The organism is Paenibacillus lycopersici, assembly GCF_010119935.1.
GTDB lineage: Bacteria > Bacillota > Bacilli > Paenibacillales > Paenibacillaceae > Paenibacillus_Z > Paenibacillus_Z lycopersici.
This window is the reverse complement of the sequence record NZ_CP048209.1, coordinates 4,686,169-4,699,612: the sequence shown is the minus strand read 5'-3', so window position 1 is coordinate 4,699,612 and position 13,444 is coordinate 4,686,169. Positions and strand designations below refer to the sequence as shown.

13 protein-coding genes are annotated in these 13,444 nt (G+C 52.8%); 7 read left to right on the top strand and 6 right to left on the bottom strand.

Annotated features, from left to right (window positions below):
- Positions 1-107 precede the first annotated feature (107 nt).
- Positions 108-1,436, top strand: coding sequence for a nucleotide sugar dehydrogenase (locus GXP70_RS20820; protein WP_404822276.1), 1,329 nt, complete (start codon positions 108-110; stop codon positions 1,434-1,436).
- A gap of 15 nt (positions 1,437-1,451) precedes the next feature.
- Here the strand turns inward: GXP70_RS20820 and GXP70_RS20815 are convergent, their stop codons facing one another.
- Positions 1,452-2,159, bottom strand: coding sequence for a GT-D fold domain-containing glycosyltransferase (locus GXP70_RS20815; protein WP_162358609.1), 708 nt, complete (start codon positions 2,157-2,159; stop codon positions 1,452-1,454).
- 110 nt (positions 2,160-2,269) lie between these two features.
- Between GXP70_RS20815 and GXP70_RS20810 the strand changes: the two genes are divergently transcribed.
- A complete protein-coding gene (locus GXP70_RS20810; protein WP_225442497.1) occupies positions 2,270-3,346 on the top strand; it encodes a glycosyltransferase in 1,077 nt (358 codons plus the stop codon).
- A 187-nt stretch (positions 3,347-3,533) separates the two neighbouring features.
- The gene (locus GXP70_RS20805) at positions 3,534-3,944 is read left to right on the top strand and encodes a hypothetical protein (protein WP_162358608.1); all 411 of its coding nucleotides are present in this window, start codon (positions 3,534-3,536) and stop codon (positions 3,942-3,944) included.
- Between the two features lie 201 nt (positions 3,945-4,145).
- Here GXP70_RS20805 and GXP70_RS20800 read toward each other — a convergent pair whose 3' ends face one another.
- Positions 4,146-5,048 carry a glycosyltransferase family 4 protein gene (locus GXP70_RS20800; RefSeq protein ID WP_162358607.1) on the bottom strand — a complete coding sequence of 301 codons (903 nt, stop codon included), beginning with the start codon at positions 5,046-5,048 and terminating at the stop codon, positions 4,146-4,148.
- 189 nt (positions 5,049-5,237) lie between these two features.
- Between GXP70_RS20800 and GXP70_RS20795 the strand changes: the two genes are divergently transcribed.
- The 4 genes from GXP70_RS20795 (at position 5,238) to GXP70_RS20780 (ending at position 10,299) form a co-directional block, all read left to right on the top strand.
- Positions 5,238-6,263 (top strand): NAD-dependent epimerase, encoded by a 1,026-nt coding sequence (locus GXP70_RS20795; protein ID WP_318652387.1) that lies wholly within the window; start codon positions 5,238-5,240, stop codon positions 6,261-6,263.
- Positions 6,264-6,320: 57 nt separating this feature from the next.
- Positions 6,321-7,388, top strand: coding sequence for a glycosyltransferase family 4 protein (locus tag GXP70_RS20790; protein WP_162358605.1), 1,068 nt, complete (start codon positions 6,321-6,323; stop codon positions 7,386-7,388).
- Between the two features lie 194 nt (positions 7,389-7,582).
- Entirely contained in the window at positions 7,583-8,335 is a 753-nt protein-coding gene (locus tag GXP70_RS20785; RefSeq protein ID WP_162358604.1) for an ABC transporter ATP-binding protein, read from the top strand.
- Positions 8,332-10,299: an FtsX-like permease family protein gene (locus GXP70_RS20780; protein ID WP_162358603.1), complete on the top strand. Its 1,968-nt coding sequence runs from the start codon at positions 8,332-8,334 to the stop codon at positions 10,297-10,299. The genes GXP70_RS20785 and GXP70_RS20780 overlap by 4 nt, the downstream gene beginning before the upstream one ends.
- Positions 10,300-10,362: 63 nt before the next feature.
- Here the strand turns inward: GXP70_RS20780 and GXP70_RS20775 are convergent, their stop codons facing one another.
- The 4 genes from GXP70_RS20775 to GXP70_RS20760 all read right to left on the bottom strand — a co-directional run bounded on the left by GXP70_RS20775 (position 10,363) and on the right by GXP70_RS20760 (position 13,265).
- The gene (locus GXP70_RS20775; protein WP_162358602.1) at positions 10,363-10,896 is read right to left on the bottom strand and encodes an RDD family protein; all 534 of its coding nucleotides are present in this window, start codon (positions 10,894-10,896) and stop codon (positions 10,363-10,365) included.
- A 29-nt stretch (positions 10,897-10,925) separates the two neighbouring features.
- Complete coding sequence (locus GXP70_RS20770; protein WP_162358601.1) at positions 10,926-11,945, bottom strand: sensor histidine kinase; 1,020 nt, start codon at positions 11,943-11,945, stop codon at positions 10,926-10,928.
- Entirely contained in the window at positions 11,942-12,613 is a 672-nt protein-coding gene (locus tag GXP70_RS20765; RefSeq protein ID WP_162358600.1) for a response regulator transcription factor, read from the bottom strand. Before GXP70_RS20765 ends, GXP70_RS20770 begins: the two co-directional genes overlap by 4 nt.
- A 118-nt stretch (positions 12,614-12,731) precedes the next feature.
- Complete coding sequence (locus GXP70_RS20760) at positions 12,732-13,265, bottom strand: YfiT family bacillithiol transferase (protein WP_162358599.1); 534 nt, start codon at positions 13,263-13,265, stop codon at positions 12,732-12,734.
- Between the last annotated feature and the right edge of the window lie 179 nt (positions 13,266-13,444).

Below are 13,444 nucleotides of genomic sequence, written 5' to 3'. Positions count from 1 at the left end.
AATCTATCATAGCTTATCTAGGAGGGACACCGCTGCATGCATGATTATATACACGTTTGATGGATGAAAAAGAAATCGCGGCGTTATTGAGAAAGGAGGGCTATATGGTGGGTAAAGAGATGAAAAAAATCGCGGTCATCGGACTTGGTTACGTAGGGTTACCGCTTGCGCTTGCATTCAGTAAGCAAGGATTTGAAACAATCGGCATCGATCTGGACGATAAGAAGCTGCAAGTACTGAAAGAAGGAAGAAGCTATATTAAAGAGATCTCCGATGAACGAGTGAAAGCAGCAATAAGCGGAAAGCGGTTTTCTTCAACCAAGGATATGCGACGTTTAAAAGAAGCCGATGTCATTATCATTTGCGTGCCGACGCCGTTAACTGCGGACGATGAGCCGGATATGACGTATTTGATACAGGCTGGAGCGAGTGTCCGCGACCATCTTCGCCATAACCAAATCGTCGTTTTGGAAAGCTCAACCTACCCTGGAACGACCAGGGAAGTTTTGAAACCGATGTTGGAGCAGAGCGGTCTAATTGCAGGGACTGATTTTTATTTGGGCTATTCTCCGGAACGCGTAGACCCTGGCAATCGGAGCTATCCGCTCGAAGTCATTCCCAAGGTGATAAGCGGCATAACGGAGAAGTGTATCAACGCGGTAGAGGACGTGTATAGAACGGTATTCCAAACCGTTGTCAGGATTTCATCAACGGATGCCGCCGAAATGACAAAGCTGCTTGAAAATACCTACCGTTTCGTCAATATTTCTTTTATCAATGAAATTGCACAGCTCTGCACCAACATGGGCATTGATGTTTGGGAAGTCATCGAAGTTGCCCGTTCAAAGCCATTCGGATTCTCGGCGTTTTTCCCCAGTCCCGGAGTAGGCGGGCATTGTATTCCTGTCGACCCCGTTTATTTGCAATGGAGATCGAAGCAATTTGGAGCAACGAGTTCGTTTATAGCGATTTCAAGAGAGATCAACAATAAAATGCCCGTTTATATCATTGAACGGATTAAAGAGGCATTATCCCGCGAATCTTTGTCATGCGTTAAGATTCTTGTTGTAGGAGTTGCATTTAAAGCGAATATTGACGATATCCGGGAATCCAGTTCAATTGAAATGATCAAACTGCTTCAACGAGAAGGCGCTCTAGTGTCTTACCATGATCCCTATGTTCACGAAATAACGCTACAAGGGGAGAAGCTTGCCAGTTACCGATTTAATGAGCATGAACGGTGCGCGTATGATTGCGCGATCATTGCCGTCAACCATGACGATCTGCCGCTGCAGCAGATCATCGACCAAGTACCGCTCGTATATGATACCAGAAATGCGCTGAAACGGATGAGCGGCAAAGCAAAAATCATTCGTTTGGGAGGGGAAATCGGCGTTTCGGATGAACGATCCGACATCGCCGATTCAACCAGGTAAGTTAATACGGCCCCGTCAAAACTTTTCCTTTAATAAGATGTTCCTTCCCTTGCCGAAGTCGATGCCGACTTTGCCTGTCAGCTCTCGAACCATGTGTGCCAAAATGACGGCATTGACGCCGCAGGCTATGATAGCTACGTCAAAATGGTCAGGATTGGCCATTAGCCAATTCCTAACCAGCTTCAAATCGTTATAGTGCGAGAAAGGGAGCGCCTGAACGATATGAAGATCATAGGGCTTTTTGTCCAAAACATTGCGAAGCTCATCCGCTTTGGATGTTATTATAAGTACTTTTCGTTTGCGAAGGATATTCCAAAATCCAGGGTAATGGGCTAATTTACGGTTGATGCCCGCATGACAAACGCAACGGGGTTGAATATTGAAATACGCAAAAACCTGATCGGTCAACTCGCGTTTTAAATACGCATCTGCTCCGATCGTTTGGTCGCCTGAAGGAAGAATTCCAACAATATCGGCTTCTCTCAGTACGCTTACCATTTCATTCCTCAATGTGAGATTAGGAAGAGTCACGCCTTTCTTCCCCATGTTTGCTTTCTTTGCCCATTCTTCACGAAGCACCCGTTCCATGGTCCACACAGAATTCTGAGCTAAAATCAAGTTTTCTCCGTCACCGATCCGTACGATGGATAAAGGTTGTTTATTGTCTAGTGCCGTTGCAATCCGCTCAAGCAATCCATTGAGATCTAACATAGCAGCGATCATTCCTCTCCGCCGTAGTTGTATGAATCTCCTTTTTTCTGAACAGAGCAATTGGACGGCTAACGGCAAAAATTCGAGTGTGTCTGAAAAACAGGGTGAAGGGTGGAGTTTCATTGATAACGATCAGTTTATGCATGATCGTCAAGGACGAGGAACGCGTACTCGGTCGGTGCCTCGATTCCGTTCGCGATTTAGTCGATGAGGTCATCATTGTCGATACAGGGTCATCCGACCGTACACAAGAAATTGCCTCTCATTATACGCCTCACGTCTATCATTTTCTGTGGAAGGATGATTTCGCGGCCGCGCGTAACTTTTCATTTGAACAGGCAACCAAGGAATATATCATGTGGCTTGATGCGGACGACGTGCTTTACGAGCAGGACCGCAATAAGCTCGCCGACTTAAAGCAGTCGCTGTCCTGGGAGCCGGATGCCATTATTTGCGATTATCAACTGGCGTTTGACACGGCTGGGAACGCAACGACGAACTCGCGCCGCTATCGATTGATTAAGCGGAGCCAAGGTTATCGCTGGCACAACCCGGTGCATGAATATTTAGATGTGACCGGCGGGAAGGTGCTGCAATCCGACATCGCCGTGTCGCATCATCGGGTGGGAGACCATTCGGCGAGAAACATGCGGATTTTGCAACAATGGATTGCAAGGGGCGGCAAGTTGGAAGGACGCATGCTGTTCTTTTATGCGAACGAATTGCTGGACCAGCAACGGTACCTTGAAGCGATGGAATGTTACGAGACGTATTTCCAAGAGCCGAGCGGATATCGAGAGGACCGGATCGCTGCATGCGGCAAGCTAGCCGAATGTTACCATCATCTCGGCCGGAAGGAAAAGAAAATCGATAGTCTGTTCAAATCATTTCATTATGATGTTCCTCACGCGGATATATGCTGCACCATCGCGAGAAGTTTCGAGGATCGGGGAGAATGGGCACTCGCAATTTACTGGTATAGCCGGGCCTTGGAGTCAAGGGAGCCGGACGGTTATATGGGCGTGGTGAATATTGCCTATCGAACATGGGTACCTCATGTTCAGCTTTGTCTTTGCTTTGCGAATCTCGGGCTGCTGCAGCAGGCTTTCGAACATAACGAGCACGCCCTTTCGTACCTGCCAGGCGAAACGAACCTCCTTGAAAATAAAAGGCGGCTGGAAATCGCTCTTGGCATATAGAAGTAATCAATCTATATGCTTGCAACTGCTCCATTATGAAACTGAGAAATGTCCCCACTAGTGTCTTTAAACCCGCGGTAAACACACATAATAAAGGAATAATTGACAATTAGTCTAGCAATAGTGTCCAATCCCGCTATTCGGATAGTTAATATACTAACGTAGTATAAATTGGAGGTGATTCATTATGAGTATTTTTTTGGATAAGCGCACATCAATGAACTCCAACACGGTCGGAGCGCCGGGAACGGCATTGTCATCGACGCCTGCTTTATTCGGAATTGTCGGTCTACAAACGCAAAATGTTGCCAATCCGATTATTACTTTGTCAGGAACGATCGGTGTCAGCGGAGATTTCGGAGACGTGTTTAAAATCGAAGTCGTTCGAGGAGGAAGCTATTCCTCAGCGAACGTCATTTTTACTGCTTTTGGCGTTGTAACCACGATTGCAACAGCGGAGTTTAGAGCTTTCCACGTGCCGGATCTACTTGCCCCTGCAGCATTGGAAACCGTATATTCAGCGTTTATTTCCGGTGTATCCACTACGATCCGTAACGGTCCGGAAGTTTTCTGGGGTGAAGCTACTACTAATAATTAAGTGAAATTCGATGAAGCAACACGACTAAGAAAGGGCAGGAAATAAACCGGCCCCCATAGACGGGACACTTTCAAAAAGTGTATCAGCTGTGGGGGCCTTTTGTATCCTGTTATCAGCACATCAAGGTATCGGAAGCTTTTCCCATGACGAAGGCGTGCAAGTGCGTCAATGAAGAGGAAACTACCGTTCTTAGCCTGGCGATTATACGTGCAACGATTTGAAGAAGCCCTCCCAGTCCCTCTTGCAAATGTTCCACGACCATTGATCAACGATCGTATTTCTTGCATTTTCCCCCATTTTACGGCACTCACCAGGTTCCATCATTAATTTCATGACTTCTTTCCTAATCGCGTTTGCCGTCCGGGGAATAATGATTCCATTGTGTTTGTTGCGGATTAGTTCGGGTACGATTCCTACCTCGGTTGAAATGATCGGCACCCCGCAGGAGGCTGCCTCTAGAACCGGAAAAGGAATGCTTTCCGTTCGGCTTGAACAGATCAGGCAATCCAGTCCTTGATAGTATTCGATCATTTGCTCGCGGGGAACGTAATGTTCTTTAAAGGTTCGTATGTCCAAATCGACCCTTAATCCGCTCAATGCTGACCGTACCATATCATATCCTTTTAATTCACGGCGGGCAGGGAGGTCAATCCTGCCTACCCAACCTACTCTGAATAAGCTATCCCGGCTGCCGGAAGCGGGTTTGAAGCGCGCAGTATCGATTCCTACCCTTGTTTTATACAGGGGAAAGTAAGGGTTAAACAAGCGGACGATTTCATCCGAATACGTGTTAACTCCGCGCAATCTCCGGATAAATTGCATAAATCCCCTGGGGAGGCTTTTATTTGCCAGGTACGGCTCATAAGGAACCAATGAAGTTATGCCCGTCGCCATTCTCTCTAAGGGAATCCCGGCTTTATACAATCTTTCTGCAATCGAGACAGACATCGGATAGATAAGGTCAAAGCGAGCTTGATCGGCTGGAGTCACTTTATCATAATAGTTGGTTTCGAAGAGGATCCCCTCTATGTCGAGGGCGGACAAATCGTTGGCAATATGGTCGAACGCCCAGCCCGGATGATCGGCGACCATTAAAATTTTCATGGTATCGCATCCTTCCTCTTATATGGACACCTCGGCTTCTACTTAATTTATGAGCGATATCATGAACTTGATTGGGTTAAGGTAGGGCGTGTAATGGCCGTTCTTTCCTATAAGTCCTCACATATGCTAGTTAATAGGAACTTATGAGTAATCGTTAGCAGTTCAGAGCGGTTAAAAGGGGGAGCAGCTGTGCATATGCTTGTAACCGGCTGTGCGGGGTTTATTGGTTTTCACGTTACCAATCGCCTGCTGGAGGAGGGTCATGTCGTCGCTGGCATTGATAATTTAAACGATTATTACTCGGTTTCGCTAAAGAAGGATAGATTAAAGCGTTTGGATCATCCGAACTTCTTATTTGCACAAGGAGATTTGGAGGACAGTGACGGATTGGGGAGATTGTTTGAACGGTTTAGTCCGCAAATCGTTATCCATTTAGCGGCTCAAGCAGGGGTTCGCTACAGTCTTGACAACCCTCATGCTTACATTCAGTCAAATATTGTCGGATTCATGAATGTGCTGGAAAATTGTCGTCATCGCGGAGTCGGACATCTGATCTACGCTTCCTCAAGTTCCGTGTACGGCCTCAACGCCAATTTGCCTTTCTCCACGCAACAGCCTGCAGATCACCCTGTTAGCCTGTACGCTGCGACGAAAAAGTCAAACGAACTCATGGCACATACTTACAGCCACCTGTTTGGCCTTCCTACGACGGGACTGCGGTTCTTTACTGTGTACGGGCCTTGGGGAAGACCGGACATGGCTCTATTTCTCTTCACCAATGCCATATTGAAAGGAAAACCGATTCAATTATTTAATAACGGCAGGATGAAAAGGGATTTTACCTTTATTGACGATATTGTCGAAAGCATCGTTCGGTTAATACCGCTTCCGCCCAAACCGAATCCCGATTGGGACGGCGGCTCGCCGATTCCGGGATCCAGCGCCGCTCCTTATAAAATCTATAATATTGGCAATCACGATCCAGTTCCTCTGTTGGATTTTATAACGGCGCTGGAAGAGAAACTTGGCATAACCGCCGCGAAAGAACTGCTTCCGCTCCAACCGGGGGATGTACCGGAGACATATGCCGAAGTGACGGATTTGTTCAAGGTGACGGGATTTAAACCTCAGACATCCGTTCAGGAAGGGATTAGCAGGTTTGTTGAATGGTATGTGAATTATTACGGCAAAGAAGGCACGAGTGTTGAAGAATAAGGTCAAATAGGCAGCAGCGGCGTCTTCTGAATAAGTTGATGGAAGGGGATTATGCGATTGAGAATTCTGTTTGTTGCCCCAAGCTCCAGGGAAGGGGGCTTGCAAACTACCTTGCGAAACCGGATCAATGCTCTTCGCGCTCACGGCAATCACTCTGAAGTCGTGTTTTTGGAGAAGAGCGAGGGTGAATATATCTTTAAAGATATCGTCCATTATTATATGCGGAGTCCGGCCGAGTTTCAAAAGAAAATTATGACGGGAAACTACGATATCATCTCATTCATTTATTCACTTCAATTTCTTCCGTATGTACCGAAGACCTACCAAGGTAAGGTACTCTACGAAGTTAGAGGGTGGAACAGGGAAATTGCCGGTATCTTGAAATCGATCAGCAGCACTAGAAAGGTCCATGCCGTCATGTGTATCGCCAAGTATTTAAAGCCGCTCGTCATGGCTCAATTAACCACCAACGTTCAGGTTTTTGTAGAAGGAAATGCTGTTGACCCCATGTTTCAATGGATTGCGCCCGAGGAGCGAACGTGGAACGATTGCCCGATCCCGGTTAATGGCCGTAAAGTAATTGCATTTGCCGCTAGAATGGAGCGCAGCAAAAACTGGTTCGAATTTGTAAGAATATGCGAGCAGGTTAACCAAATAGTCAGTATTGAGCCATGGTTTATATGCAATCCTACTAATAGGGGGGAATTAGCGGAAGTCCAGCTAGCGTGCGAGAGAAGCGGACTAACGGAGATAAGCCGTTTTATGTATAACATCCCCAATTCATACATGCCGGAGGTTTATTCGGAAGTCAAACGCTCCGGAGGTATTATCTTGTCACCATCTGTCCGCGAAGGGCTGGGCAATCACATACTGGAACCTATGGCCGTCGGCGTACCCATCGTAAGTACGGATGTTCCCGGGAAAAACGAAATCATTACGCATGGGATAAACGGTTTGTTGTATAAATACGGACACATTGATATGGCCGTGGAATGCGTGGTTAAGGCAATGGGTGACGAGAAGTTAAGAAATGCACTGATCGCCAATGGATTAGCTACCATTCAGGAGGAGTATAGCCCTTCCGTTTATGTGAAGCGCTATTCAGATCTATTGGCCCAAATATAGTTGCGTTTTTTCTTGAGCAGCGCCGCCCGGTCAGCGCCGCGCCGTCATTGACGGGGCGGCGCTATTCGGCATGCCGCTTAAGCCGCCCGGCCGGTGCCGAAAGTGACAAAACCGTCACCTTGCGGTATCCTCCGGCTATGGTTACGGCGCGCCCTTCCAGTCTATAGTAGAGATAACGAGAGGGAGGGAGCGCCATGAATGCGTCCGCGATTATACGCACCGAGAATATTTCCAAAGCCTACGGCAAGACGACGGTCCTCAAGAACATCGATTTGACCGTCGCATCCGGCGAGTTTACCGCCGTTATGGGGCCTTCCGGCTCCGGCAAGTCGACGCTGATGAACGTGCTGTCGACGATCGACCGCTTTACGGCGGGCGATGTCTGGCTGGAGGGGCAGTCCTTGCTTGCGCTGGACAAGAAGGATTTGCGCCGGTTCCGGCAGGAACGGATGGGATTCGTTTTTCAAGACTATAATTTGCTGGATATGCTGACCGTGAAAGAGAACATCCTGCTTCCGTTGTCGCTGCGCAAAACGAAGCCGCGGGAAATGGACGCCAGGCTCATGCCGATCGTGCAGGCGCTGAGCATCGCCGATCTGCTGGACAAGTACCCCGGCGAGCTGTCCGGCGGGCAGAAGCAGCGGACCGCCTGCGCCCGCGCGCTCATTACGAAGCCGGCGATCGTGTACGCCGACGAGCCGACGGGCGCGCTGGACTCCAGGTCGGCGACGCAGCTGCTGGAGGAGCTGGCGGCATTGAACCGCAAATTCGGGACGACGATTCTGATGGTGACGCATGACGCGTACGCCGCGAGCTACTGCGGGAGAGTGATCTTCCTGCGCGACGGAGCGATCGTGAATGAGATGTACGCCGGGGATCAGAGCCAGCGGGCGTTCTACGACCGCATCCTGGAGACGCAAAGCCTGCTGGGAGGAAAGCTGCGATGAGCCTGCTCGAGCTGTCCCTGAAGAACGTCCGGCGCAACTTCGGCCTTTATACGATTTATGGAGTCTCCATGGTCATCGGCATGATGATTTTCTTCTCGTTCGCGTCCGTCATGTACAACCCCGATATTCTGAATGCGCTGGAGAACGTGCAGAATTTCCGGACGGGCTTCCTGATCGGATCGGCAGTCATCGTGCTGTTCATCGTCATGTTCATTCTATACGCCAATTCGTTCTTCATCCGGCAGCGGAAGAAAGAGCTCGGCATGTACATGCTGTACGGCATGAACGAAAAGCATCTCCTGCTCATGCTTCTCTACGAGTCGGCGGGGCTCGGCATCGCCGCATTCGTCTTGGGGAGCCTGCTCGGCGGCCTCCTGTCCAAAATCTTCGGGGCGCTGCTCATGAACCTGATGCGGTACGACCAGGTCGTCTCGCTCGATTTTCCGCTGCGGGCGTTCGCCGCCACGTTGGTCGTGCTCGTCGTATTGCTGGCCGCCGTTGCCATGCAGAGCTATATGCTGATCGCCCGCGTGCAGCTGATCGACCTGTTCCGCGCGAAGGAACGAACGGAGAAGCCGATCCGGATATCGTCGCTGACCGCCCTGATCGCGGCAGGGCTGCTCGGTTCGTCGCTCGCGGTTATCGGCAGCGGCAAGCAATCCGTCTTCTGGACCGACCATGCCGGCGTCTCGCTTATGTATTGCGCGGTCGGCCTCATTGCCGGCACCTACATGTTCTTCCGGCAGTTCGCCGGCTGGCTGCTGCAGCAATGGAGTCGAACCAGGCGGTATTACAGCGGCAACACGTCGCTCTGGACCTCGTCGATCCGGTTTCAAATCCGCGGCAATACGCTCAACCTGACGTTTATTTCGCTGTTCAGCACCGCGCTCATCCTGCTCATGTGCTTCGTCTCGATTAACTATGCCGTTCAATTCGAAGCCGTCGGACACAATCTGCCGAACGACGTTGCGTACGAATCGAAGAGCGCCGCGGTCGACCGCGAGGTGAAGCGGGCTATTGACGCTTCGGGCCACGCCGTACGGGACAGCCGCCGGCTGGAGCTGCTGCGCGTGGAGCCCGTGACCGATTCCGGCCTCGCGTTCGAGAATCCGGAATACTTCGAGCCGGGCGTCCTGCTCGTCGCGGCCTCCGATTACAACGCGGTCGCCGCGGCGCGCGGCGACGCGCGGCAGCGGGTCGAGCTGACCGGCGACGAGGCGGTATCGCTGTCGCAAGGGATGGATTTTCCGAAGAAGCTGCCGGCGGGAGGGATTGCGTTCCGCGTCCGTGCGGGAGCGTCCGAAGCGTCGTTCCAGCTGACGGAGAAGAAGGATTACGCCTTGCTCGGCTGGACGACGGATCCCGACTTGTCCATGGACAAGAAGCCGGCGCTGCTCGTGATCGCCGACGAGAAGTTCGCGGGCTTGCGGACGGGAGCCGAGCAAGCGTCGTTCCAGCTGTACGGCCTTGCCGACGCCGCCCATGCGGAAGCGCTGTCCCGGCAGCTTCACGCCATCGTGACGAGGACGCCGGGCACGTATTACTCGTCCTTCGCCGACGTCTATTCCAAGCAGATCGAAGGCTCCTCGCTGCTGCTGTTCGCCAGCGCCTTCCTCGCGCTGATCGCGCTGTTCTCGCTGGCGAGCGTCATCTACTTCAAGCAGCTGCGCGAGGCGACCGATTCGCGGCCGCAATACGCGATGCTCCGCAAGCTCGGCGTCAGCCGCCGGGAGATGATGAGCGTCATCCGCAAGCAGCTGCTGTTCGTGTTCGCGCTGCCGCTTCTGCCGGGCCTGACGAGCAGCTGGCTGATCATCAAGACGTATATTTTGGATTCCGTTCGGGATTTTCCGGATTTGAAGGGGATGGTGTGGGGAATTATCGCGCTGTACTTCTTGATTTACGCCGGATTCTACCTCGTCTCCACGAATATCTATTACCGAATTGCCAACCGGGCGGCTTAACGCCGACAGCCCCGGCGACCGTACGCGGTCGCCGGGGCTGCTTGTCATGTAATCGATCGAATGTTATGCTCTGCGCCTGATAACGGTACCCGCGAGATAGTCGTAGCAGGTTTGCTTGTTTTTGCTAAACCATGGACTTACGAAGTAGAGCAAGACCAGGCCGTAGACTGCTGCCAGCAAGCTATAAATCAGACCGTCGGGATAGGGATTCGGCATGACCATATGCCAAATGGTGAAATGGGCCAGCTCCCACGGGAGGAATTTAAGGGCGGATCGAAGGAGCGAGGTGCCGAGTCCGGCGGCATTCCCGTTCATGTCGGCCACGATAATTCCCATCTTGTATTTTCCCCATGTCGCCTGCGCCTTCGATCCCTCGCATAGCGAGAAATACAGATAGACCGGCAGCGTAATGAATAGAAAGCCGGTCAGCTCCGACAATAGGGGACTTGTCGTAAACAAAGGCAGCAATGCAGGGCGCATAACGAAGGAGAAGCCGACCAGCAGGAGCAAATAGCCCGAAATGATCGCATAATCCCATAAAAAGGCGATGATCCGCGTGCCTAATGATACGTTCGTTAACGTTCCGTGCCTATGCATCAGTGTACTCCTTTGGACCGAATCGCCTGTCAGGCATCCGATAACGGTATCTTCGCCGCATCCGCCTGCCGCAGCGTATCCCGGTAGGGATCGTGGCTGCGCGGGAAATGCACCGACATCTCCGTGAACGAGCCGGCTTCGGATTCGCAAGTGATGTAATGGCCGAGCCGCTTGGACAGCTCCTGCGCCAAGTACAGGCCGATGCCGGTCGATTTCATATGAATGCGGCCGTTCGTCCCGGTGAAGCCGCGATTGAAGATGCGCGGCAGGTCGCGGGGCTCGATGCCGATGCCGGAATCCCGGATGACGAGCAGCTTCTCCTCGTCGCCGGCAAGCGCCGTGATTCGAATCTCGCCGCGTGCCGGCGTGTACTTCAAGCTGTTCGTCAGCAGCTGGCCGATAATGTAATGCAGCCATTTGGGATCGCTCTGCACGACGGTGGCGCCGATCTCGAGCGAGAGCCGGATTTTGCGGGCGATGAACGCTTTGGAATGGCTCTTCACGACATCCTTGACGAGGGGCTCCAGGTCGCAATTGACGAGCTCGTAGTCCTGGCTGAAATTGTCCAGCTTCGCGTAGTACAGCGCCTGATCGACGTACTGCTCGATGCGGGTTACCTGCTCTTCAAGGCTTCGCGGCTCGACCTCGGTCTGCTGCATGAGCCGGATGACGGAGATCGGCGTCTTCACTTCGTGGAACCAGGATACGATGTAATCGTAATAGTCCTTCTGCCTCTTATGAACCTCGTTCAGCGCCCGAATATGCGCGCGCTCCATCTCTTGGATGACGGCCTGGTACGTCTCGGCTTCCAGCGACAACGGCTCGCCGTCCTCGTCCTTCAGCATGCGGGCCGCCCGCGCGTTCCGATAGTACCGGTACCCGAAAAAGGCGGTCAGCAGGAGCAGCTCCAGCGCGGCCAGGTAGAGCAGGCTTTCGGCGCTCAGGCGATTGCCGGGTTCCGCGTACCAGATCAGCATGACGAGGCCGAAAGTGGCCGCGCTGAGCAGGATGTAGGAACGTTCGTATTTAAGAAACCGCCGCAGCTTCATTCCACGATATACCCCATCCCTTTGCGGGTCGCGATGAACGGCTCCAGGCCGAGCTCGGCGATTTTGCGGCGCAGCCGATTGACGTTCACGGTCAGCGTGTTGTCGTCGATGAACTGCTCGTCATGCCACAGCGCCTGCATGAGATCGTCGCGGGAAACGATCGTCCCCGCCTTCCGCATCAGCACGCCGAGAATGATGAATTCGTTCCGGGACAGCTCGGCGACCCGGCCTTCGAAGTCAGCCGTCGAATTGGCGACATTGAGCAGCAAGCCGCGGTGCCGCAGCTGCAGGGTCTCTTCCTGGTAGGTATAATTCCGGCGCAGCAGCGCGGTCACTTTGGCGACGAGGATTTCCAGGTCGAACGGCTTCTGCACGAAATCGTCGCCGCCCATATTGATGGCCATGACGATGTCCATATTCTGATTGCGGGAGGAGAGGAAAATAATCGGTACGTTGGATACCGCGCGGATTTGCCGGCACCAATAGAACCCGTCGAACACGGGCAGGTTGATATCGAGCAGGATCAGATGCGGCCGATGGGTTTCGAACGCTTGTCTCACGTCGCCGAAATCGGCGGGCTCGACAACGTCGTACTGCCATTTGCGCAGCGTATCCGCGACAATGCCGCGAATATCCGCATCGTCCTCCACGAGCATGATTCGAAACAACGCGTATTGCCTCCTTCGTCGGCTTTCTGGATGCTTGTTCCAGTATAGCATGGCGGAAGGGGGGATTCACGGCCGGGTTTCGTTAAGCCGACGGCATGCCGGCCGGCTGCAGCGCCCATTAGCTGCCATGCGAGCGGTTTGCGATCTGCGCGATCTGCGCGATATGATGCCTGCCGTGCCAGGCGAAGCGCTCGACCGCCTGATCGATCGTCATAAGCCCGTGCGCCGGGCTGGTGAACGTCCGCTTGAATTGCTCGTCCGCCATGCCGTGCAGCAGCGCGAGGAAACGCGCGTGCAGCGCCTCCAGCAGCGCAAGCGACGCTTCGACCGGCGTATCGGCGTAGTCGGCCAGTTCGGCGAAGACGTCTTCCCTGAACGTGCCGGCCAGCGGCGCGTCCTCCGTCAACGCCCGCTTGAAGCGGATGTACGCGTTCATGTCGCTGTCGGCCAAGTGGTGTACGACCTGTCTGACGGTCCAGCCTCCCGGCCGGTACGGCATACGCAGCTGTTCCTCGGTCAGCGATGCGACCGTCGAACGAAGCGCTCCGGCAATGCCGGCGATGTCCTGCATCCAGCGTTCGCGGTCCAGCGGTCCCGAATGCCGCGCCGGCACCAGACGGCCGAGCGGGTAACGAAGAGTATCGAGTTCCATGGCAGCCGCTCCCATTCTTTTAAGGTTATCCGTTCTACATTCTCCGCCTTGCGTCACAATCCCTCTCGGCGCTTCGAATCGGTTCGCGAACGCCTTCGGCGCCGATGGCTTAGCGGCTATTCCGCCGGAAGGCAGAACGGCGGAGAGGCCGTTCGGCGAGTTGCGCCCTACTATAAACT